Here is a 21,537-nt window from a genome sequence, read left to right on the forward strand (position 1 = left end):
GCCCTCAAGGCTTGTCAGTCAGGTTTTTGCCGATCATCCGCACCAGGATGATCGCCGCGATATTGGCAATGACCACGGCAATCAAGCCGCCGGCCGACGCCATGCCCACGTCGAACTGCACCAGCGCCTGGTTGTAGATCAGGTAGGCGAGGTTGGTCGAGGCGTAGCCGGGGCCGCCGTTGGTGGTGGTGAAGATTTCGGCGAACACCGAGAGCAAAAAGATCGTTTCGATCATCACCACCACGGCAATCGGGCGGGCCAGGTGGGGCAGGGTCAGGTGCCAGAAGATCGCGATGGCGCCGGCACCGTCCAGGCGTGCGGCCTCCTTTTGTTCCTGGTCGAGGGACTGCATGGCGGTCATCAGCAACAGGATCGCGAACGGCAGCCATTGCCACGACACAATGATGATGATCGACAGCAACGGATAGTGCGCCAGCCAGTCCACCGGCTCGGCGCCGAACAGCTTCCATACGGCGGCAAGCACCCCCGACACCGGGTGGAAAATCAGGTTCTTCCAGATCAGCGCACCGACGGTGGGCATGATGAAGAACGGCGAAATCAGCAGCACCCGCACCAGGCCGCGACCGAAGAACTCGCTGGCCTCCAGCAAGGCACTGATCAACACGCCGAACACCACGCTGATCAACAGCACGCTGCCCACCAGCAACAGGGTATTGGTGGCGCCGGGCAGGAAGCCCGAGTCCGTAATGAAGTAGGTGAAGTTCTCCAGGCCCACGAATTGGTTTTCGCCGGGGTAGAGCAGGTTGTAGCGGATCAGCGAAAAGTAAAGGGTCATGCCCAGAGGCACGATCATCCACAGCAGCAGCAAGGCCACCGAGGGGCTGACGAGAAACCAGCCAGGGTTGGCCAGGCGGTTTTTGGCGGGTGTATTCATGGGGATCAAGACCAGTCAGGTACATGCAAACGCGGTCAGTGTGGGAAGGGCAAGCCCCCTCCCACATTTGACTGTGGTGAGGCTCAGGTTACTTGGGGTAACCGGCGCGCTTCATTTCACGCTCGGTGGTGGTCTGCGCCGCAGTCAACGCCGCATCCACCGTTTGCTGGCCGGTCAACGCACCGGAGAAGAACTTGCCGACCTGCGTGCCAATCGCCTGGAATTCGGGAATGGTCACCAACTGGATACCGATATACGGCACCGGCTTGAGCGTCGGTTTGGTCGGGTCCGCGACTTTCAGCGATTCCAGGGTCACCTTGGCGAACGGCGCGGCTTTCATGTAGGCGTCGCTGTAGGTCGACTTGCGCGTACCTGGCGGTACGTTGGCCACGCCGTCGGTCTTGGCGACCAGTGCGCCATATTCCTTGGAGGTTGCCCAACTGGTGAACACTTTGGCGGCGTCCTTGGCCTTGGAGCTGGTCGGGATCGCCAGTGACCAGGAGTACAGCCAAGAAGTGCCTTTGTCGGTTTTTTCGTGTGGGGCGAAGGTGAAGCCAACGTTATCGGCCACCTTGCTCTGGGACTTGTCGGTGACAAACGAGCCGGCCACGCTGGCGTCGACCCAGATCGCGCACTTGCCGCTGTTGAACAGCGCCAGGTTTTCGTTGAAACCGTTACTGGACGCCCCCGGCGGGCCGGATTTCTTCATGTTGTCGACGTAGAAGTTCAGCGCGTCCTTCCACTCGGGGCCGTTGAATTCAGGCTGCCACTTCTCATCGAACCAGCGCGCGCCATAGCCGTTGGCCAGGGTGGTGATCAGCGCCATGTTCTCACCCCAACCGGCTTTGCCACGCAGGCACAGGCCGTATTGCTCTTTGGTTTTATCCGTGAGTTTGGCTGCGAATTCGCCGATCTGGGTCCAGGTCGGGTGTTCGGGCATGCTCAGCCCTGCGTCCTTGAACAGGTCGGTGCGGTAATAGGTGATCGAGCTTTCAGCGTAGAACGGCAACGCGTACAGCGAGCCTTTGACGGACAAACCGTCACGCACCGAAGGGAACACGTCGTCGAGGTCGTAGGACGCCGGCAGATCCTTCATCGGCTCCAGCCAACCCTTGGCGCCCCAGAGTGCAGCTTCGTACATGCCGATGGTCAGCACGTCGAACTGCCCGCCTTGGGTGGCGATGTCAGTGGTCAGGCGTTGGCGCAGCACGTTTTCTTCGAGCACCACCCAGTTCAGCTTGATCTCGGGATGCTCGGCCTCGAAGGTCTTCGAGAGCTTTTGCATGCGGATCATGTCGCTGTTGTTGACGGTGGCAATGGTCAGGGTCTGCGCGCCAAAGCTGACGGCGCTGAGGGTCATGCAGGTAGTCATGCAAGAACAGGCAAGCAGAGTTTTTGCTGTGAACTTCATCGCGCACTCCATTTCCGCGCCCAGGGGGCTACAGAAGGACAGTTATTGTTGTTGTGTCTTCCTACGGGGAGTCAGGAAGAGTGTGCGTTGATTACAGCCTTCAAATGGGGTTGTGACAAATCCTTGGGCGCACTTGGACTGATACTTTTTTGCACTCGATCACACGGCCGTTGAACCCCTCAAGCCAGGTTCTGCTCGGTCAGCCGCTGTACCGCCAGGCGCCGGTAGTGGGAAGGGGTCATGCCTTTAAGCTGCTGAAAGCGCCGGTTGAAGTTGGAAATATTGTTGAACCCCGACTCAAAGCACACATCGGTGACGGCCTTATCGCCATCTGCCAGCAATTCGCAGGACTTGCTGATGCGCAACCGATTGACGAACTCGATAAATGTGCGCCCGGTGGCCTGTTTGAACACCCGCGAAAAGTACGTCGGCTTCATGCCCAGGTACTCAGCGACTTCCTCCAGCGGCAACTCGCGGGCGTAATGGGCAAAGATGTAGTCCACCGCCCGGTTGGTGCGGTCGATGCTGTGCTCGTCAGCCAGCTGTGGCGTGGTCACGCCGGACAGAAGCTGATAGTCCTCACACGCGCTGAGCACTTCCAGCAGGATAAAGAAGTGGCCCAGGCGTGCCATGCCCTGGGCGTCTTCGATGCGTTGCATCAGGGTCACGGCCTGGGCGATGGTCTTTTTGCAGCGGAACTCGATGCCGTACTGCGCCCGTTCCAGCAGCGGGGCAAGGGTCTTCAACTCGGTGAAGATATGGCTGCCGTTCTCCAGCAAGTCATCGGTGAAGTTCACCAGCATGTCGCGCTTGGGCACCACTTCGTCTTCCTCCACCTGGCTGATCCAGTTATGGGGCAGGTTGGGGCCGGTGAGGAACAGACTTTCAGGGTAGAAGTTGCCGATGTAGTCGCCGATAAACACCTTGCCGGAGCTGGCGACGATCAGGTGCAGTTCGTATTCCTTGTGGAAATGCCAGCGCACCAGCGGGCAGGGGAAGCCGTGCTGGCGATAGATGATGGACAGACCGTTGTGGTCGTCCATCAGTTCGTAGGAAGGATCAGTGATGCGCGCTGCTCGGGTCATGCTGGCGTCGCTTTATTGTTGGTTGCGACCCGAATAATGCCCCCTTGTGCGCGACCCTGCCAGCGTCGGCGTTTAGAACGTGCGGTTTTTCGCCTCGATCCACTGGGACATGTACTGGGTACTTTTGTGGGCGTGATGGCGCAGCATGCTGCCGGTGAAGTTGTCGCGGCGATGAGCGGCGAGGTGACGGCGGCAATGCTCCAGGCACTCCACCAGCGCGGGGCCGTGGACGTTCTGGTCGTAGCGGCGGGCAATCAACTGGCGCCCGTCTTCCTGGGCCTGGGTCCAGCGCTCGCGGTCCTGGTACAAGGCCACCGCGGCTGCGGCCAGGGCCGGCGCGCTGGGTTCGATCATGCCCGGCCATGGCTGCTCATCACCCATGGCCTCGGCGCCGATGGGCGTGGTGATGTTCGGCGTGCCGCACAGCATCGCGTCCGCCAGCTTGCCCTTGATGCCCGCGCCAAAGCGCAGGGGGGCAAGGCAAATGCGTGCGGCGCGCATCACTTGCAGCGCATCTTCGGCCCAGTTCATCACATGAAAACCCTGGGCCGGGTTGTGCAGGGCAGTGGCCTTGGGCGGGGTGTAGGCGCCATAGATATGCAGTTGCGCGCCGGGTAACTGTTGTCGAATCAGCGGCCACAGGCTGTTCTTCATCCACAGCACGGCGTCCCAATTGGGCGCGTGGCGGAAGTTGCCGATGCTGAGGAAGTGCGCGCGGTCCTCAAAGGGAACGAAGGCTTCGGTGGCGGGCTCCAGCATCAGCGGGCACCAGTGGAACAGGGCGGCTGGCACCTTGAACTGCTCGGTCAGCAGGCGTATTTCCACATCGGAGATCATCAGGTTGATGTCGCAGCGGTAAATCGCTGCGATTTCACGCTTGGCCACTTCGGAGTCGGCCATCAGCTGGAATTCTTCCTCCAGCGCGGGCGCAAACAGGGCGCTGAAGTCGTCGCTGTCGGGATGGGTCTTGAGGTGGTTCTTGAGCCGTTGCTGGCGTGCGTCGCGTAGGCTATGCAGGTCGCAGGTCTCCAGCACGCGCAAGGCGTCGGGGCAGTATTTTTCCACGCGCCAGCCGAACTGCTCTTCCATCATGAAACGGTCGAACAATACGATATCCGGGGCGAGTTGGCGGATAAAATCATCGAAACTGCTGTTATTGAGCTCGATGGCGCATTCGGCGATGCCCAGGGCGAGCAGGTCGGCCTTGTGTTCGCCGAGTGCGGCAGGGCTGCTGAAGGTAACCTCCCAACCTTGCGTAAGAAAAGTTTCCAGAATCTGCATCATGTGCCCGCCTGCGGCCGAGGAACGCGGCTCCGGCCAGACATAACCAATGACCAGAACTTTGGTGGCAGGCGGTTTCATCAACAACAGCTTCCTTAAAGGGCGGGCGAAAAGCGCGCAATTAAACCACAACCGGCACGCATGACAATTTGTGTCTGGCGGTAGGTCGCCACGGCACTTTGTGGTTAACTTCCGCCTCTTGAATTCGTTTAACCAAAACCCGCATAAGGATTCCGTTCATGGCTCAAGTCACCCTCAAAGGCAACCCGGTCCAGGTTGAAGGCGAATTGCCGAAAGTCGGCACCAAAGCTGCAGACTTCACTCTGACCGCCGGCGACCTGTCGGACGCAAACCTGGAGTCCTTTGCCGGCAAGCGCAAAGTGCTGAACATCTTCCCAAGCGTCGATACCCCGACCTGCGCGACGTCGGTGCGCAAATTCAATGCCCAGGCCAATGATGTAGAAAACACCGTGGTGCTGTGCATTTCCACCGACCTGCCATTCGCCCAGGCACGCTTCTGCGGCTCCGAAGGCCTGGAAAACGTGAAAAACCTGTCGGATTTCCGCGATTCGGATTTCGCCGTTGATTACGGTGTGTCGATTGCCGACGGCCCGCTCAAAGGCCTGACCGCCCGCGCCGTCGTGGTGCTGGACGAAAACGACAATGTGCTGCACAGCGAGTTGGTCAAGGAAATCGCTGAAGAACCGAACTACGAAGCAGCATTGGCTGTTCTGAAGTAACTGTTTCTGCGCATGTCTGTCGTTTTGCAGTAACACCCGTGATACATGATTGCGGCCTGGCCTAGTCCAGGCCGTTTTCATTTGTGCTTCAGACGTTTAGCGAAATAGCCGACGGACTAAGCCCAGACGTTAAAAGTTGTAAGCCCAAGGTAAATAGCCGGTAAAGGCGCTTTTCTTAATGCGCCCCAGTGCTTATCTTTCAGCCTCCCAAAGAAGAAGCTCTCGCGCCCAATGGTTGATCACTCCATGCAATCCTCCCCCCGCAACTCCCGTCGTTGGCTGTTCGGCCTGCTCGTGCTGCTGGTTATCGCCGGTCTGTGCTGGAAATTCTGGCCCGGCGGCGCGGCCCAAAAAGACGCACCGGCCGGGCACACCGGCAAAACCGGCATGGCGCGCCCCGGCTTCGGCGGTTCCACTGGCCCGGTGCCAGTGCGTGTGGCACCGGCGGTGCTGGGAGAGTTTCCGGTGTACTACAAGGCCTTGGGCACGGTCACCGCGCTCAACACCATTAATGTACGCAGCCGGGTGGGCGGAGAGCTGGTGAAGATTGCCTTTGAAGAAGGACAGATGGTCAAGGCCGGCGATCTGCTGGCCGAGATTGACCCGCGCAGCTATCAAAACGCCTTGCTCCAGGCCCAGGGCACGCTGATGCAGAACCAGGCCCAGCTGAAAAACGCCCAGGTCGATGTGGAGCGTTATCGTGGCCTGTACGCCCAGGACAGTATCGCCAAGCAGACCCTGGACACCGCCGAAGCGCTGGTTTTGCAATACCAGGGCACGGTCAAGACCAACCAGGGCGCGGTCGACGACGCCAAGCTCAACCTTGAATTCACCAGGATCCGTGCCCCGATCGCCGGTCGCGTCGGCTTGCGCCAGCTCGACGTTGGCAACCTGGTGGCCGCCAACGACACCACCGCCCTGGCCGTGATCACCCAGACCCAGCCGATCAGCGTGGCCTTCACCCTGCCGGAAAACACCCTGGAAACCGTGCTCGCCCGTTACCACGCCGGCAACAAGCTACCGGTGGAAGCCTGGGACCGTGGCGACGTAAAACAGCAGGCCATCGGTGTGTTGCAGAGCCTGGACAACCAGATCGACGTCACCACCGGCACCCTGAAATTCAAGGCGCGTTTCGATAACAAGGACAAGGCGCTGTTCCCCAACCAGTTCGTCAACGTGCACCTGCTGGCCGACACCCTGCACAACGTGGTGCTGGCGCCGTCTGCGGCGATCCAGTTCGGCAACAGCGGCACCTTCGTCTACAAGCTCGATGGCGACAAGAAGGTCAAGGTCCAGCCCCTGGTAGTCGGCGATACCGACGGTGAAAACACCGTGATCAAGGAAGGCCTGGTCGCCGGTGACCGTGTGGTGCTCGAAGGCACCGACCGCCTCAAGGAAGGCAGCGAAATCGAAGTGGTCAACGACAGCACCGAAGTCCCGACCACGCCGACTGAACACCTGCAAGGCAAACCCGCGGCGAAAGGGGAGACCGGCGCTGACGCCGGCAAGGCGCAAAAGGTCGGCGCATGAACCTGTCGCGGCTGTTTATCCTTCGCCCGGTCGCCACCACGCTGAGTATGCTGGCCATCGTCCTGGCCGGCATCATCGCGTACCGCTTGCTGCCGGTTTCGGCCTTGCCCCAGGTGGATTACCCGACCATCCGGGTGATGACCCTGTACCCCGGCGCCAGCCCCGACGTAATGACCAGCGCGGTGACGGCGCCCCTTGAGCGCCAGTTCGGGCAGATGCCCGGCCTGACCCAGATGGCGTCCACCAGTTCTGGCGGCGCGTCGGTACTGACCCTGCGTTTCAACCTCGACATCAATATGGATGTTGCCGAGCAACAGGTGCAGGCCGCGATCAACGCCGCTACCAACCTGCTGCCCAAGGATTTGCCGGCACCGCCGGTGTACAACAAGGTCAACCCGGCAGATACCCCGGTGCTGACCTTGGCCATCAGCTCCAAGACCATGCTGCTGCCCAAGCTCAATGACCTGGTCGACACGCGCATGGCGCAGAAAATCGCGCAGATCAGCGGCGTCGGTATGGTCAGCATCGCCGGCGGCCAGCGCCAGGCCGTGCGTATCAAGGTCAACCCCGAGGCCCTGGCGGCCAACGGCTTGAACCTGTCGGATGTGCGCACCTTGATCGCCGCGTCCAACGTCAACCAGCCCAAGGGTAACTTCGACGGGCCGACGCGGGTGTCGATGCTGGATGCCAATGACCAGTTGGTCTCGCCCCAGCAATACGCCGAACTGATCCTGGCCTACAACAATGGCGCGCCGTTGCGCCTTAAAGACGTCGCGCAAATCGTCGACGGCGCCGAAAACGAGCGTCTGGCCGCCTGGGCCAATGAAAACCAGGCGGTGCTGCTGAACATCCAGCGCCAGCCGGGCGCCAACGTCATCGAGGTGGTAGACCGCATCAAGGCGCTGCTGCCGAGCATCACCGACAACCTGCCGGCCGGCCTCGACGTTACCGTACTCACCGACCGCACCCAGACCATCCGCGCCTCGGTCAAGGACGTACAGCACGAATTGCTGATCGCCATCGCCCTGGTGGTGATGGTGACCTTCCTGTTCCTGCGCCGGGTCAGCGCGACGATTATTCCGTCCATCGCCGTGCCGTTGTCCCTGGTGGGCACCTTCGGCGTGATGTACCTGGCCGGGTTCTCGATCAATAACCTGACGCTGATGGCCTTGACCATCGCCACCGGCTTTGTGGTGGACGATGCCATCGTGATGCTGGAGAACATCTCCCGTTACATCGAGGAAGGCGAAACCCCGATGGCCGCCGCCCTCAAGGGCGCCAAACAGATTGGCTTCACCCTGATTTCCCTGACCCTGTCGCTGATCGCGGTGCTGATCCCGTTGCTGTTCATGGCCGACGTGGTGGGGCGCCTGTTCCGTGAATTTGCCATCACCCTGGCAGTGGCGATCCTGATTTCCCTGGTGGTGTCGCTGACCCTCACGCCGATGATGTGCGCGCGGTTGCTCAAGCGTGAGCCCAAGGAAGCAGAGCAGGGCCGTTTCTACAAGGCCAGCGGCGCCTGGATCGACTGGATGATCGAAGCCTATGGCCGCAAGTTGCAGTGGGTCCTCAAGCACCAGCCGTTGACCCTGCTGGTGGCCATCGCCACCCTGGGCCTCACCGTGGTGCTGTACCTGGTGGTGCCCAAAGGCTTCTTTCCGGTACAGGACACCGGGGTGATCCAGGGCATTTCCGAGGCGCCGCAGTCGATTTCCTTTGCAGCGATGAGCCAGCGCCAGCAGGCACTGGCCAAGATCATCCTGGCGGATCCGGCGGTGGAAAGCCTGTCGTCCTACATCGGTGTGGATGGCGATAACGCGACCCTCAACAGCGGCCGCCTGCTGATCAACCTCAAGGCCCACGGCCAGCGCGACTTGAGCGCAGCCCAGGTCATCGCCCGGCTGCAACCGGAAATCGACAAGTTGGTAGGCATCCGCTTGTTTATGCAGCCGGTGCAGGACCTGACCATCGAAGACCGCGTGAGCCGCACCCAGTACCAGTTCAGCATGTCCTCCCCGGATTCCGAGCTGCTGGCGCTGTGGAGTGACAAGCTGGTGCACGCCCTTGGCCAGTTGCCGGAACTCACCGACGTTGCCAGCGACCTGCAGGACAAAGGCTTGCAGGTGTACCTGGTGATCGACCGTGATGCGGCCTCGCGCCTGGGCGTCAGTGTGTCGACCATCACCGACGCGCTGTACGACGCCTTCGGCCAGCGCCAGATTTCCACGATCTACACCCAGGCCAGCCAGTACCGCGTGGTGTTGCAGGCCCAGTCCGGCGAAACCCTCGGCCCGGATGCGCTGAACCAGATCCATGTGAAAACCACCGATGGCGGCCAGGTGCGACTGTCGAGCCTGGCCCGTGTCGAGCAGCGTCAGGCGCAGTTGGCCATCGCCCATATCGGCCAGTTCCCGGCAGTAATGATGTCGTTCAACCTGGCCCCTGGCGTGGCGCTGGGCAAGGGCGTGGAGCTGATCAACCAGACCCAGAAGGACATCGGCATGCCGGTGGGCGTGCAGACCCAGTTCCAGGGCGCGGCCCAGGCGTTCGAAGCCTCGCTGTCGAGTACCTTGCTGCTGATCCTGGCGGCGGTGGTGACCATGTATATCGTGCTCGGCGTGCTCTACGAGAGCTATATCCACCCGATCACCATCCTGTCGACCTTGCCGTCGGCCGCGGTGGGCGCCTTGCTGGCCTTGCTGCTCAGTGGCAATGACCTGGGCATGATCGCGATCATCGGCATCATCTTGCTGATCGGTATCGTCAAGAAGAACGCGATCATGATGATCGACTTCGCCCTCGACGCCGAACGCAACCAGGGCCTTGACCCGCAGACCGCGATTTACCAGGCCGCGCTGTTGCGTTTCCGGCCGATCCTGATGACCACCCTCGCGGCGTTGTTCGGTGCGGTGCCGCTGATGCTGGCCACCGGCTCCGGCGCGGAATTGCGCCAGCCGCTGGGCCTGGTAATGGTCGGCGGCCTGCTGGTGAGCCAGGTGTTGACGCTGTTCACCACGCCGGTGATCTACTTGTACTTCGATCGCCTGGGGCGCCGCTGGCGCAAAGAGCCGCAACGCCTGGAGCCGGTTGAGCCATGAACCTGTCCGGACCTTTCATCCGCCGGCCGGTAGCGACCCTGCTGCTGAGCCTGGCGATCATGTTGCTGGGCGGGGTGAGTTTCAACCTGTTGCCGGTGTCGCCGCTGCCGCAGATCGACTTCCCGGTGATCGTGGTTTCGGCAAGCCTGCCGGGGGCCAGCCCTGAGGTGATGGCCTCGACCGTGGCCACACCGTTGGAGCGCTCCTTCGGTGCGATTGCCGGCATCACTACTATGAGCAGTTCGTCGAGCCAGGGCTCAACCCGGGTGATCCTGGCGTTCGACTCCGACCGTGATATCAACGGCGCGGCGCGGGAAGTGCAGGCAGCGATCAACGCCTCGCGCAACCTCTTGCCCAGCGGCATGCGCAGCATGCCCACCTACAAGAAGATCAACCCGTCCCAGGCGCCGATCATGGTGCTGTCGCTGACCTCGGACGTGTTGCAAAAGGGCCAGCTCTACGACCTGGCCTCGACCATCCTGTCCCAAAGCCTGTCCCAGGTGCCGGGCGTGGGCGAAGTGCAGATCGGCGGCAGTTCACTGCCGGCGGTGCGCATCGAGCTGGAACCCAAGGCCCTCGACCAGTACGGCGTGGCCCTGGACGATGTGCGCACTACCATCGCCAACGCCAACCAGCGCCGGCCCAAGGGTTCCCTGGAAGACAGCGAGCGCAACTGGCAGATCCAGGCCAACGACCAACTGGAAAAAGCCAAGGACTACGAACCGCTGCTGATTCGCTACCAGAACGGCGCGGCCCTGCGCCTGTCGGATGTGGCGAAAATCACCGACGGCGTTGAAGATCGCTACAACAGCGGCTTCTTCAACAATGAGCCGGCGGTGCTGTTGGTGATCAACCGCCAGTCCGGCGCGAACATCATCGAGACCGTCCGCCAGATCAAGGCGCAACTGCCGGCGTTGCAGGCCGTGCTGCCGTCCAGCGTCAAGCTCAGCCTGGCCATGGACCGCTCGCCGGTGATCACCGCCACCTTGCACGAAGCCGAGATGACCCTGCTGATTGCCGTCGGGCTGGTGATTCTGGTGGTGTACCTGTTCCTCGGTAACTTCCGCGCCTCGCTGATCCCGACCCTGGCGGTGCCGGTGTCGCTGGTGGGCACCTTTGCGGTGATGTACCTGTACGGGTTTTCGCTGAACAACTTCTCGCTGATGGCGTTGATCCTGGCCACCGGCCTGGTGGTAGACGACGCCATCGTGGTGCTGGAGAACATTTCCCGGCATATCGACGATGGCGTGCCGCCCATGAAGGCGGCGTACCTGGGCGCCGAGGAAGTCGGCTTTACCTTGCTGTCGATGAACGTGTCGCTGGTGGCGGTGTTTCTCTCCATCCTGTTCATGGGCGGGATCGTTACCAGCCTGTTCCGTGAGTTTTCCATCACCTTGTCGGCGGCGATCATTGTCTCGCTGGTGGTGTCCCTGAGCCTGACCCCGATGCTCTGCGCCCGCTGGCTCAAGCCCCATGTCAAAGGCCGGATGACCGGCTTGCAGCGCTGGAGCCAGAAGATCAACGACCGCATGGTCGCCGGCTACGCCACGAGCCTGGACTGGGTGCTGCGCCATCGGCGCCTGACCTTGCTCAGCCTGTTGATCACCGTGGGCGTGAACATTGCGCTGTACGTGGTCGTGCCGAAAACTTTCATGCCCCAGCAGGACACCGGCCAGTTGATCGGCTTTGTGCGCGGCGATGATGGCCTGTCGTTCAGTGTGATGCAGCCGAAGATGGAGATCTTCCGCCAGGCCGTGCTCAAGGATCCGGCGGTGCTCAGCGTGGCCGGCTTTATTGGCGGCAACAACGGCACCAACAACGCGGTGATGCTGGTACGCCTCAAGCCTATCAGCGAGCGTAAAGTGTCCGCCCAGGCGGTGATCGAGCGCCTGCGCAAGGACGTGCCGCTGGTGCCGGGTGGGCGCCTGTTCCTGATGGCCGACCAGGACCTGCAATTTGGCGGCGGTCGCGACCAGACCAGTGCGCAGTATTCCTACATCCTGCAAAGCGGTGATCTGGCCGCACTGCGCCTGTGGTACCCGAAAGTCGTCACCGCGTTGCGCGGGCTGCCGGAACTCACCGCCATCGACGCCCGTGAAGGTCGCGGCGCGGCCCAGGTCACGCTGATTGTCGACCGTGACCAGGCCAAGCGCCTGGGCATCGACATGGACATGGTCACCGGGGTGTTGAACAACGCCTACAGCCAGCGGCAGATTTCCACGATCTACGACAGCCTCAACCAGTATCAGGTGGTGATGGAGGTCAACCCCAAATACGCCCAGGACCCGATCACCCTGAACCAGATGCAGGTCATCACCGCCGATGGCGCGCGCGTGCCGTTGTCGACCATTGCCCATTACGAGAACAGCCTGGCGGATGACCGTGTGAGTCACGAAGGCCAGTTCGCCTCGGAAAACATCGCCTTCGACATGGCCGAAGGGGTGACGGTGGAGCAGGGCACAGCGGCTATCGAACGGGCGATTGCCAAGGTCGGTTTGCCCGAAGATGTGATCGCCAAGATGGCCGGCACCGCCGATGCCTTTGCGGCGACGCAGAAGGGCCAGCCGTTCATGATCCTCGGCGCGCTGGTGGCGGTGTACCTGGTGTTGGGCATTCTGTACGAAAGCTACATTCACCCGCTGACAATCCTCTCGACACTGCCTTCGGCCGGTGTCGGCGCGTTGCTCGCCATCTACCTGACGGGGGGCGAGTTCAGCCTGATCTCATTGCTGGGCCTGTTCCTGTTGATCGGCGTGGTGAAGAAGAATGCGATCCTGATGATCGACCTGGCCCTGCAACTGGAGCGCAATAATGGGATGGGCCCCCTTGAATCAATTCGCAGCGCCTGCCTGCTGCGGTTGCGGCCGATCCTGATGACCACGTTGGCGGCGATTCTCGGTGCCTTGCCCTTGCTGCTCGGCATGGGCGACGGCGCGGAAATGCGCCGCCCCCTGGGCCTGACCATCATTGGTGGCCTGGTCTTCAGCCAGATCCTGACCCTTTACACCACTCCGGTGGTTTACCTTTATCTCGACCGCGCGCGCCATCGTTTCAACAAATGGCGCGGCGTGCGTACCGATGCTGCCCTGGACACTGCGCTATGACCGATTCAACCTTTGCCAAATTGGCCATGACCCGCGGTTCCCGCGTCGCGAGCCTGGTGCTTTGCGGTGCATTGCTCAGCGCCTGTGCCGTCGGCCCCGACTACAAGCGCCCGGACGTTATCGAACCCGTGCAATTCAAGGAAGCCCAGGGTTGGCGCCAGGCCACGCCGAGTGATTCGCTGGCCCGTGGCGCCTGGTGGGAGTTGTACGGTGATCGCCAGCTCAATGACCTAGTGGTGCGCCTGAACAACGCCAACCAGACCGTGGCCCAGGCCGAGGCACGTTTTCGCCAGGCCCAGGCGTTGGTGCGCAGCTCACGCGGGGCGTTTTACCCGACGGTCGACCTGAGCGCCGGTAAAACCCGCGCCAGCCAGGGCACCGGCAGCAGCAGTGCCAGCCTCAGCAGTTCCAGCAGCGGTATCCGCGACACCCTCAATGCCCAGCTCGGGGTGAGCTGGGAAGCCGACATCTGGGGCAAACTGCGACGAGGCCTGGAGGCCAACGAGGCCAGCGCCGAAGCCAGCTCGGCAGACTTGGCGGCGATGCGCCTGAGCCAACAGTCCGAACTGGTGCAAAGCTACCTGCAACTGCGGGTCATGGACGAGCAGACCCGTCTGCTGCAAGCCACGCTGGACACCTACCAGCGATCCCTGCAAATGACCGAAAACCAGTACCGCGCCGGTGTCTCCGGCAAGGACGCGGTGGCCCAGGCGCAAACCCAGCTCAAGAGCACCCAGGCCAGCCTGATCGACCTGATCTGGCAGCGTGCGCAACTGGAAAACGCCATCGCCGTATTGATTGGCGAAGCCCCGGCCAACTTCAACCTCGCCGTGAGCAAGGACATTCCAGCATTGCCGCAGATTCCCGTGAGCCTGCCGTCGCAACTGTTGGAGCGCCGCCCGGACATCGCCTCGGCCGAACGCTCGGTGATCGCCGCCAACGCCAATATCGGCGTGGCCAAGGCGGCGTACTACCCGGACCTGAGCCTGAGCCTGGCCGGCGGCTACTCCAGCAGCACCTACGCCGACTGGATCAGCCTGCCGAACCGCTTCTGGTCGGTGGGGCCGAAACTGGCGATGACGTTGTTCGATGGCGGCCAGCGCTCGGCTGAGGTCGACCGTACTGTGGCCAGCTACGACGAAACCGTGGCCAAGTACCGCCAGACGGTGCTGGACGGCTTCCGCGAAGTGGAAAACTACATGGTCCAGCTCAAAGTGCTGGAAGACGAGGCGGTGGTCAGCAATGAAGCGCTGGACGCGGCACGTGAGTCGCTGCGCCTGACGCAGAACCAGTACAAGGCGGGGCTGATTGCCTATCTGGATGTGGTCACCGTACAAGCGACTGCCCTGAGTAACGAGCGTACCGTATTGACCTTGCTGCAAACGCGGCTGGTGGCCAGTGTGCAGTTGATCGCGGCGTTGGGCGGTGGCTGGGACGGTCAGACCGCGATTGATGCCAAGGACTAGCATCGTGCCTCAAATGTGGGAGGGGGCTTGCCCCCGATAGCCATAGGTATCTACACAACTTCCAGTGGATGCTGAATCTATGGCAAATGGGCTGTTGTGGTGAGCGGGCTTGTCCCGCGCTGGGCTGCGCAGCAGCCCCAATAGGGTCACCGCAGAGTGCCAGAATCAATCGAGGTGAACGTTTTGGGGCTGCTTCGCAGCCCAGCGCGGGACAAGCCCGCTCACCACAGGGTTATGTGTCAGCCTTTAAGAGTTGTGTAGATGCCCATGCCCCGATAGCGGTGTGTCAGTCCCTACATCCATGACTGATCCACTGCCATCGGGGGCAAGCCCCCTCCCACATTTTTATCTCCATAAATCAGATAGGTCTCAGCATGCTTTTGATCAAGCCCACCCCTGCCAACTCGCCCGTTTTTAGCCGTTTAAAAGCCAGTCCTTTGACGCCAAATTAAAGGTGATGGCCCTCTGCTAATTAATCACCTGTTCAAGATTTATTCTCGCTACAATCGCGCGCTTTGCCACTTGGTACGGACGTTTCAAGACCGTTGCCCGCGAGAAATCCCATGCTCATCGGTAGTTATTCCACCCCCCTCGTCGTGATCTCCCTGTTCGTCGCGATCCTGGCGTCCTATACCGCGCTGGACCTGACCGGCCGCATCGCGACCGCCAGGGGCCGTGGCGTTTATTTGTGGATGGCCGGCGGTGCGTTGGCCATGGGCGTGGGCGTGTGGTCCATGCACTTCATCGGCATGTTGGCCCTGCGGCTGCCGTTTGCGCTGGGTTTTGACATCGGTATTACCGCGCTGTCGTTGCTGATCGCGATGCTGTCCTGTGGCTTTGCGTTATGGCTGGTCAGCCAGGCGCGTTTACCGGCGTGGCAGCTGGTGTTGGGTGCGTTGGTGATGGGCACCGGCATTGCCAGCATGCACTACACCGGCATGGCGGCGATGCGCATGACCCCAGGCATCGACTACGACCCCACGTTGTTTGGCCTGTCGCTGCTGATCGCCGTGGTGGCGTCCGGTGCGGCGTTGTTGATTGCGTTCAACCTGCGCCGTAACACGCCGTACGTGCGTCTGGCACGGGGCGGCGCAGCGGTGGTGATGGGCTTTGCCATCGTCGGTATGCATTACACCGGCATGGCGGCCGCACGCTTTGCCGATGAAAGCTACTGCGCCGCTGCGTTGGACGGCTTGACCGGCAACGGCCTGGATAACCTGGTGCTGGTCACCACCCTGGCGGTGCTCGCCATTGCGTTGCTGACGTCGCTGCTCGACGCGCGCCTGGAAGCCCGCACCGCAGTGCTCGCCGATTCCCTCAGCCTGGCCAACCAGGAACTGACTCACCTGGCCCTGCATGACATGCTCACCGGCCTGCCCAATCGCACCTTGCTGGCCGACCGGATTCAACAGGCCATGCAGGCGGTCAAAGAGCAGGGCGGTTGCTTCGCCTTGATGTTTATCGACCTGGATGGCTTCAAACCGGTCAACGATGCCTTTGGCCATCATATGGGCGACCAATTGTTGCGCGAAGTCGGCCTGCGCCTGCGCGAGGACTTGCGCAGCCATGACACCCTGGCGCGCATCGGTGGTGATGAGTTTGTGCTGCTGGTGCAATTGAGCCAGCCGGACGATGCCCTGCGCTTGGCCGAGCGCCAGGTCGGGCTGATCAACCGCGCATTCCATGTGGCCGAGCACGAGCTGAAAATCTCGGCCAGTGTCGGTATCGCATTGTTCCCCGGCAACGGTGGCAACCCCCAGGAACTGTTGATGAACGCCGACGCCGCGATGTACCACGCCAAGGGCATGGGCAAGAACGGCTACAGTTTTTTCGATGTGTCGATGAACACCAATGCGCGCAAGCAATTGCAGTTGTTGCAGGACCTGCGCAATGCCCTTGAGCAAGAGCAATTTCGCCTGTACTACCAGCCCAAGTTCGATGCGGTCAGTGGCATCCCCGTGGGCGCCGAAGCGCTGGTGCGTTGGGAACATCCGCAGCAGGGCCTGTTGTTGCCGGTGACCTTTATCGAACTGGCGGAAAAGACCGGCTTGATCATTCCCATCGGCGAATGGGTGCTCAATGAAGCCTGTCGCCAGATGAGCGTGTGGTATGCCCAGGGTTATGAGGATTGGCGCATCGCCGTGAACCTGTCGGCGCTGCAGTTCTGCCATGCGGGGCTGGTCAAGAGCGTGGCCAACGCCCTGGATCGGCATCAGTTGCCGGCCAACAGCCTGACTCTGGAAATCACCGAGACCACCGCCATGAGCGATGCCGACGCGAGCATGACGGTGTTGCAGCAGCTCTCGGACATGGGCGTCGACCTGTCCATCGATGACTTCGGCACCGGTTATTCCAGCCTGATGTACCTCAAGCGCCTGCCAGCCAACGAGTTGAAGATCGACCGCGGTTTTGTGCGCGACCTGGAGCACGACAGCGACGACGCGGCCATTGTTTCGGCCATCGTTGCCCTCGGCCAAGCCTTGGGATTGCGCATTGTCGCCGAAGGTGTGGAAACCGATGCGCAGCAGAACTTCCTGACGCGGCTGGGTTGCAACTCCCTGCAAGGTTACCTGCTGGGGCATCCGCTGCCGGCCGATGGTTTCATGGCGAATATCCAACGGGCCGAGGACGTATTGGCGCCTGACAAAAACCGTGCGTGACGGTTAGTATTGGATCCAACCCTATCACCAGGTTGGACCAGGAGACCGCACGCATGGACAAAGTTGTCATCATCACCGGGGGCAGTCGTGGCATAGGCGCCGAAACGGCATTGCTGGCAGCGCGTGAAGGCTATCGCGTTTGCATCAACTACCGCTGCGACGAAACAGCCGCCCTCAGTGTTCTGGAACAGGTGCGTGGCCTGGGTGCCCAGGCGATTGCTGTGCGGGCGGATGTCAGCATCGAAGATGAAGTGATCGCCTTGTTCCACCGCGTCGACGCCGAATTGGGCCGCGTGACCGCCCTGGTCAACAACGCGGGCACCGTGGCACATAAGTCACGGGTCGATGAAATGTCCGAATTCCGTATCCTCAACATCATGAAAACCAACGTGCTGGGGCCGATTCTGTGCGCCAAGCATGCGGTGCTGCGCATGTCGCCCAAGCACGGCGGGCAGGGCGGCAGCATCGTCAACGTTTCGTCAGTGGCCGCGCGCTTGGGCTCGCCGAATGAGTACGTGGACTACGCCGCCTCCAAGGGCGCGCTCGATACCTTCACCATCGGCCTGTCCAAAGAGGTGGCGGGCGAGGGGATACGCGTCAACGCCGTGCGCCCCGGCTATATCTTCACCGACTTCCATGCCCTGAGCGGCGACCCGGACCGGGTCAGCAAGCTGGAGTCCGGCATTCCCATGGCGCGTGGCGGCCGACCGGATGAAGTGGCGGAAGCGATTATCTGGTTGTTGTCGGATAAGGCCTCGTATGCCACCGGGACGTTTGTGGATCTGGGCGGCGGGCGGTGAGTCGGTAGCGTCTGTTCGGGCGCCATCGGGGGCAAGCCCCCTCCCACATTCAGATGTGTGAATACCCTCAGTGTGGGAGGGGGCTTGCCCCCGATGACGTCAGAAAGAACACCACCCAGCCCTCAAAACGACCGCACAATCCGCCCCAACGTCTCCATCGCTTTCTCCGACGCCTCGGTCCACGGGCTGCCGTAGTTCAGCCGAATGCAATTGCGAAAGCGCTGGGTCGCCGAGAAGATCGGCCCCGGCGCAATGCTGATGCCTTGGGCCAAGGCCATCTGGAACAACTTCAGTGAATCCGTCTGTTCCGGCAATTCCAACCACAGGAAATACCCCCCGGCCGGCTGGCTGACGCGGGTCTGTGCGGGGAAATACCGGGCAATGGCGGCGAGCATGGCGCTTTGCTGCTCTTCCAGGGCATAGCGCAATTTGCGCAGGTGCCGGTCGTAGCCGCCATGTTGCAGGTAATCGGCAATCGCCGCCTGAGCCGGCATTGACGGGCACAGCGAGGTCATCAGCTTCAGGCGTTCGACTTTCTGCGCATAGCGCCCAGCGGCCACCCAGCCCACGCGATAGCCGGGCGCCAGGCTCTTGGCGAAGGAACCGCAGTGCATCACCAGGCCCTCGGTGTCGAAGGCTTTGGCCGGCTTGGGGGCCTGTTGGCCGTAATACAGTTCGGCGTAGACATCGTCTTCGATCAGCGGCACCTGATGGCTGCGCAACAACTCCACCAGCGCCTGTTTCTTCTCTTCCGGCAGGGTTGCGCCCATGGGGTTCTGGAAACTGGTCATGGTCCAGCAGGCCTTGATCGGGTAGCGCTCCAGGGCTTGCGCCAGGGCGTTGAGGTCGATGCCGTCGCGCGGGTGCACGGGGATCTCCACCGCCTTGAGCTTCAGGCGTTCGAGCACTTGCAGGCAGGCATAGAACGCCGGGGCTTCAATGGCTACCAGATCGCCGGGCTCGGTGACGGCTTGCAGGCACAGGTTCAGCGCTTCCAGGGCGCCGTTGGTGATCAGCAGTTCTTCCATCGGCAGCATCAGCCCGCCGACCATGTAGCGCAGGGCGATTTGCCGACGCAGTTGGGGGTTGCCCGGCGACATGTCCGTGACGACCAGGCGCGGGTCCATCTCACGGCTGGCGCTGGCCAGGGAGCGGGCCAGGCGCGGCAGCGGGAACAGCATCGGGCTGGGGAACGCCGAGCCGAAGGGCACGGTGTTGGGGTCTTTGATCGAGTCGAGTACCGAGAACACCAACTCGCTGACATCCACCTCGGTGGACTCGTGCACCTGTTCGCTCACCACCGGCTCGGAGAACGGGCTCGGCGCATGGGTGTTGACGAAGTACCCGGAACGCGGCCGCGCGCGGATCAGGCCACGGCGCTCCAGCAGGTAATAGGCCTGGAACACCGTGGACGGGCTGACACCGTAGGTCTGGCTGGCGTAGCGCACCGACGGCACGCGCTGGCCGGGCCCGAGGACGCCGGAGCGGATCAGTTCGGCAATGTCTTCGGCGAATTTTTCGTAGCGTTTCATGTTGGCCTTAAACAAGTGTTTTTTTTGATACCGAGGTATCAGCGGTTGAGCGGCGCCACAAACCGGCTGTCGGCCACGCTGTAAATGCCCGGTTCATTCACATCCATGACCTTGAAGCGCAACGTCTGCGAACTGCTCGCCGGTTTATCCGCGAGCAACGCCACCGACACCGGCACATCAATGATTTCCCCCGGCGCCAGGCTGACCTCGGTCTTGCCGTGCAGCTGGAAACCGTCGGCGTCGATCAGTTCCACCCGGTAATCCTGGCGCTGCTGGGTTTTGTTGATGACCTTGAGGCTGTAGATGTTTTCGATCTGGCCCACGGCGTTCTCGCGGAACAGGCCACGGTCCTTGGTCACGTCCAACGACACCATCGGCCGTTCCACCAGGGCTACCACCAGCGCGGCAATCATCACCAGCAGCACCGCACTGTAGCCGATCAGGCGGGGCCGGAGCAGATGGGTCTTGCCGCCTTGCAGTTGATGTTCGCTGGTGTAGCTGACCAGGCCACGGGCATAACCCATCTTGTCCATGATCGAATCGCAGGCATCGATGCACGCCGCGCAGCCGATGCACTCCATTTGCAGGCCGTCGCGGATGTCGATGCCGGTGGGGCAGACCTGCACGCACAGGTGGCAGTCAATGCAATCACCCAGGCCGACATCGGCCGGCCTGACCTCGCGTTTGCGCGGGCCGCGGCTTTCGCCACGGGCGCTGTCGTAGGAAATGGTCAGAGTGTCTTTATCGAACATCACGCTCTGGAATCGCGCATACGGACACATGTGCATGCACACCGCCTCGCGCAGCCAGCCGGCATTGAGGTAGGTGGCAGCGGTGAAAAACAGCACCCAGAACAGGCTCACGCCGCCTATTTCCAGGGTCAGCAGTTCCTCGGCCAACGGGCGGACAGGCGTGAAGTAACCGACAAAGGTCAGCCCGGTCAGCACGCTGATGCCCAGCCACAAGGTGTGCTTGGCCGAACGCCGCGCCAGTTTGTTCAGGCTCCAGGGCGCCGCTTGCAGCTTGATGCGTTGGTTGCGTTCGCCCTCGGTGACCTTTTCGCACCACATGAACAACCAGGTGAACGAGCTTTGCGGGCAGGTGTAGCCACACCACACACGGCCGGCAAACACCGTGACCGCAAACAGGCCGAAGGCGCAGATGATCAGCAGCGCTGACAGCAGGATGAAATCCTGGGGCCAGAAGGTCGCGCCAAAAATATGGAATTTGCTCTCCGCCAGATCCCACAGCACGGCCTGGCGCCCCCCCCAGTTCAGCCATACGGTGCCGAAAAACGCCAGGAACAGAAAGCCCGCGCCCGCCACGCGCAAGGTGCGGAACAGGCCGGTGAAGCTGCGGGTATGAATCAGGGTGTCGCTGGATTTGGCCTTCACCTTCTTGGGGTGAATGGGTTCAAAGGTTTCCACGGTTGGGATGCGTTCGCTCATGGTCATTCGCTCATCAGCCTCCATCAGGCGGATGAACTATGGGCCGGCGGCTGTTTGCATAACAGACTCAGCTAAAGCGATAAAAAGCGGATCAGATGGCCTGCGGGCCGGGCCCTGCGACAATCTGCTGCACCCCGGCGCGCCTGGGGTGCAGGTTGATTCCAGCGGTGATGACACGGATCAATCAAATCAGCGAACCAGGTTTGGTGGCCTTCACATGGTTACGCCCGTCCGTCGCGCCTTCGACCGTCAGGGCGTCTGCTTCGGCTTCGGTGATGTAGATGCGCTCGCCCGCGAGTTCTACGTAGGACATGGACTTGTCATCGTCCGTCACTATCTTCACGCGGGTGGCAGGCACGCTTTGCTCCTGGCCACTGTCGTCGAGCTTGAAATAGCACAGGTGGTTTTCAATACGCAGCGTCATGTTGGACTCCTTTTTCATCGGCTATGCACCTTAGGGGAGGGTGGCGAGGCAGGGTTCAAGGCA

General features: G+C 61.6%; 14 protein-coding genes. 7 read left to right on the plus strand and 7 right to left on the minus strand.

What is annotated here, in order from left to right:
• Positions 1–4: 4 nt before the first annotated feature.
• The 4 genes from EJD88_RS21600 to EJD88_RS21615 all read right to left on the minus strand — a co-directional run bounded on the left by EJD88_RS21600 (position 5) and on the right by EJD88_RS21615 (position 4,753).
• Positions 5–895: a carbohydrate ABC transporter permease gene (locus EJD88_RS21600; protein ID WP_099585188.1), complete on the minus strand. Its 891-nt coding sequence runs from the start codon at positions 893–895 to the stop codon at positions 5–7.
• 88 nt (positions 896–983) lie between these two features.
• Positions 984–2,267, minus strand: a complete 1,284-nt coding sequence (locus EJD88_RS21605) for a sugar ABC transporter substrate-binding protein (protein WP_371926577.1) — start codon at positions 2,265–2,267, stop codon at positions 984–986.
• Between the two features lie 218 nt (positions 2,268–2,485).
• The gene (locus EJD88_RS21610) at positions 2,486–3,391 is read right to left on the minus strand and encodes an AraC family transcriptional regulator (RefSeq protein WP_099585185.1); all 906 of its coding nucleotides are present in this window, start codon (positions 3,389–3,391) and stop codon (positions 2,486–2,488) included.
• Positions 3,392–3,463: 72 nt separating this feature from the next.
• Positions 3,464–4,753, minus strand: coding sequence for a glycosyltransferase (locus tag EJD88_RS21615; RefSeq protein ID WP_158878992.1), 1,290 nt, complete (start codon positions 4,751–4,753; stop codon positions 3,464–3,466).
• A gap of 158 nt (positions 4,754–4,911) precedes the next feature.
• Here EJD88_RS21615 and tpx point away from each other — a divergent pair, with 158 nt between their 5' ends.
• The 7 genes from tpx (at position 4,912) to EJD88_RS21650 (ending at position 18,070) form a co-directional block, all read left to right on the plus strand.
• The gene (gene tpx / locus EJD88_RS21620; RefSeq protein WP_158878993.1) at positions 4,912–5,412 is read left to right on the plus strand and encodes a thiol peroxidase; all 501 of its coding nucleotides are present in this window, start codon (positions 4,912–4,914) and stop codon (positions 5,410–5,412) included.
• Between the two features lie 231 nt (positions 5,413–5,643).
• Positions 5,644–6,942 (plus strand): MdtA/MuxA family multidrug efflux RND transporter periplasmic adaptor subunit, encoded by a 1,299-nt coding sequence (locus tag EJD88_RS21625; protein WP_158878994.1) that lies wholly within the window; start codon positions 5,644–5,646, stop codon positions 6,940–6,942.
• Positions 6,939–10,040 carry an MdtB/MuxB family multidrug efflux RND transporter permease subunit gene (locus EJD88_RS21630; protein ID WP_112195091.1) on the plus strand — a complete coding sequence of 1,034 codons (3,102 nt, stop codon included), beginning with the start codon at positions 6,939–6,941 and terminating at the stop codon, positions 10,038–10,040. The genes EJD88_RS21625 and EJD88_RS21630 overlap by 4 nt, the downstream gene beginning before the upstream one ends.
• Entirely contained in the window at positions 10,037–13,144 is a 3,108-nt protein-coding gene (locus EJD88_RS21635) for an efflux RND transporter permease subunit (protein ID WP_112195093.1), read from the plus strand. The genes EJD88_RS21630 and EJD88_RS21635 overlap by 4 nt, the downstream gene beginning before the upstream one ends.
• A complete protein-coding gene (locus EJD88_RS21640; RefSeq protein WP_158878995.1) occupies positions 13,141–14,610 on the plus strand; it encodes an efflux transporter outer membrane subunit in 1,470 nt (489 codons plus the stop codon). The genes EJD88_RS21635 and EJD88_RS21640 overlap by 4 nt, the downstream gene beginning before the upstream one ends.
• A gap of 563 nt (positions 14,611–15,173) precedes the next feature.
• Entirely contained in the window at positions 15,174–17,270 is a 2,097-nt protein-coding gene (locus EJD88_RS21645) for a bifunctional diguanylate cyclase/phosphodiesterase (RefSeq protein WP_099585178.1), read from the plus strand.
• A 53-nt stretch (positions 17,271–17,323) separates the two neighbouring features.
• The gene (locus EJD88_RS21650; protein ID WP_158878996.1) at positions 17,324–18,070 is read left to right on the plus strand and encodes an SDR family oxidoreductase; all 747 of its coding nucleotides are present in this window, start codon (positions 17,324–17,326) and stop codon (positions 18,068–18,070) included.
• Positions 18,071–18,192: 122 nt separating this feature from the next.
• Here the strand turns inward: EJD88_RS21650 and mapR are convergent, their stop codons facing one another.
• The 3 genes from mapR to EJD88_RS21665 form a co-directional block, all read right to left on the minus strand.
• The gene (mapR, locus tag EJD88_RS21655) at positions 18,193–19,602 is read right to left on the minus strand and encodes a GntR family transcriptional regulator MpaR (protein WP_158878997.1); all 1,410 of its coding nucleotides are present in this window, start codon (positions 19,600–19,602) and stop codon (positions 18,193–18,195) included.
• 38 nt (positions 19,603–19,640) lie between these two features.
• Positions 19,641–21,050: a cytochrome c oxidase accessory protein CcoG gene (gene ccoG, locus EJD88_RS21660; protein WP_158878998.1), complete on the minus strand. Its 1,410-nt coding sequence runs from the start codon at positions 21,048–21,050 to the stop codon at positions 19,641–19,643.
• A gap of 184 nt (positions 21,051–21,234) precedes the next feature.
• Positions 21,235–21,474, minus strand: a complete 240-nt coding sequence (locus EJD88_RS21665; protein ID WP_158878999.1) for a DUF3203 family protein — start codon at positions 21,472–21,474, stop codon at positions 21,235–21,237.
• Between the last annotated feature and the right edge of the window lie 63 nt (positions 21,475–21,537).

Source organism: Pseudomonas sp. PB105, from assembly GCF_009764655.1.
GTDB classification, from domain to species: domain Bacteria; phylum Pseudomonadota; class Gammaproteobacteria; order Pseudomonadales; family Pseudomonadaceae; genus Aquipseudomonas; species Aquipseudomonas cyclaminis.

Bases quoted from the DNA above. Each gene is read 5' to 3' on its own strand.
- EJD88_RS21625 (WP_158878994.1), top strand. From the start codon at position 5,644: ATGGTTGATCACTCCATGCAATCCTCCCCCCGCAACTCCCGTCGTTGG.
- tpx (WP_158878993.1), top strand. From the start codon at position 4,912: ATGGCTCAAGTCACCCTCAAAGGCAACCCGGTCCAGGTTGAAGGCGAA.
- EJD88_RS21640 (WP_158878995.1), top strand. From the start codon at position 13,141: ATGACCGATTCAACCTTTGCCAAATTGGCCATGACCCGCGGTTCCCGC.
- EJD88_RS21615 (WP_158878992.1), bottom strand. From the start codon at position 4,753: ATGAAACCGCCTGCCACCAAAGTTCTGGTCATTGGTTATGTCTGGCCG.
- EJD88_RS21610 (WP_099585185.1), bottom strand. From the start codon at position 3,391: ATGACCCGAGCAGCGCGCATCACTGATCCTTCCTACGAACTGATGGAC.
- EJD88_RS21645 (WP_099585178.1), top strand. From the start codon at position 15,174: ATGCTCATCGGTAGTTATTCCACCCCCCTCGTCGTGATCTCCCTGTTC.
- ccoG (WP_158878998.1), bottom strand. From the start codon at position 21,050: ATGAGCGAACGCATCCCAACCGTGGAAACCTTTGAACCCATTCACCCC.
- EJD88_RS21605 (WP_371926577.1), bottom strand. From the start codon at position 2,267: ATGACTACCTGCATGACCCTCAGCGCCGTCAGCTTTGGCGCGCAGACC.
- EJD88_RS21650 (WP_158878996.1), top strand. From the start codon at position 17,324: ATGGACAAAGTTGTCATCATCACCGGGGGCAGTCGTGGCATAGGCGCC.
- EJD88_RS21600 (WP_099585188.1), bottom strand. From the start codon at position 895: ATGAATACACCCGCCAAAAACCGCCTGGCCAACCCTGGCTGGTTTCTC.
- mapR (WP_158878997.1), bottom strand. From the start codon at position 19,602: ATGAAACGCTACGAAAAATTCGCCGAAGACATTGCCGAACTGATCCGC.
- EJD88_RS21665 (WP_158878999.1), bottom strand. From the start codon at position 21,474: ATGACGCTGCGTATTGAAAACCACCTGTGCTATTTCAAGCTCGACGAC.
- EJD88_RS21635 (WP_112195093.1), top strand. From the start codon at position 10,037: ATGAACCTGTCCGGACCTTTCATCCGCCGGCCGGTAGCGACCCTGCTG.
- EJD88_RS21630 (WP_112195091.1), top strand. From the start codon at position 6,939: ATGAACCTGTCGCGGCTGTTTATCCTTCGCCCGGTCGCCACCACGCTG.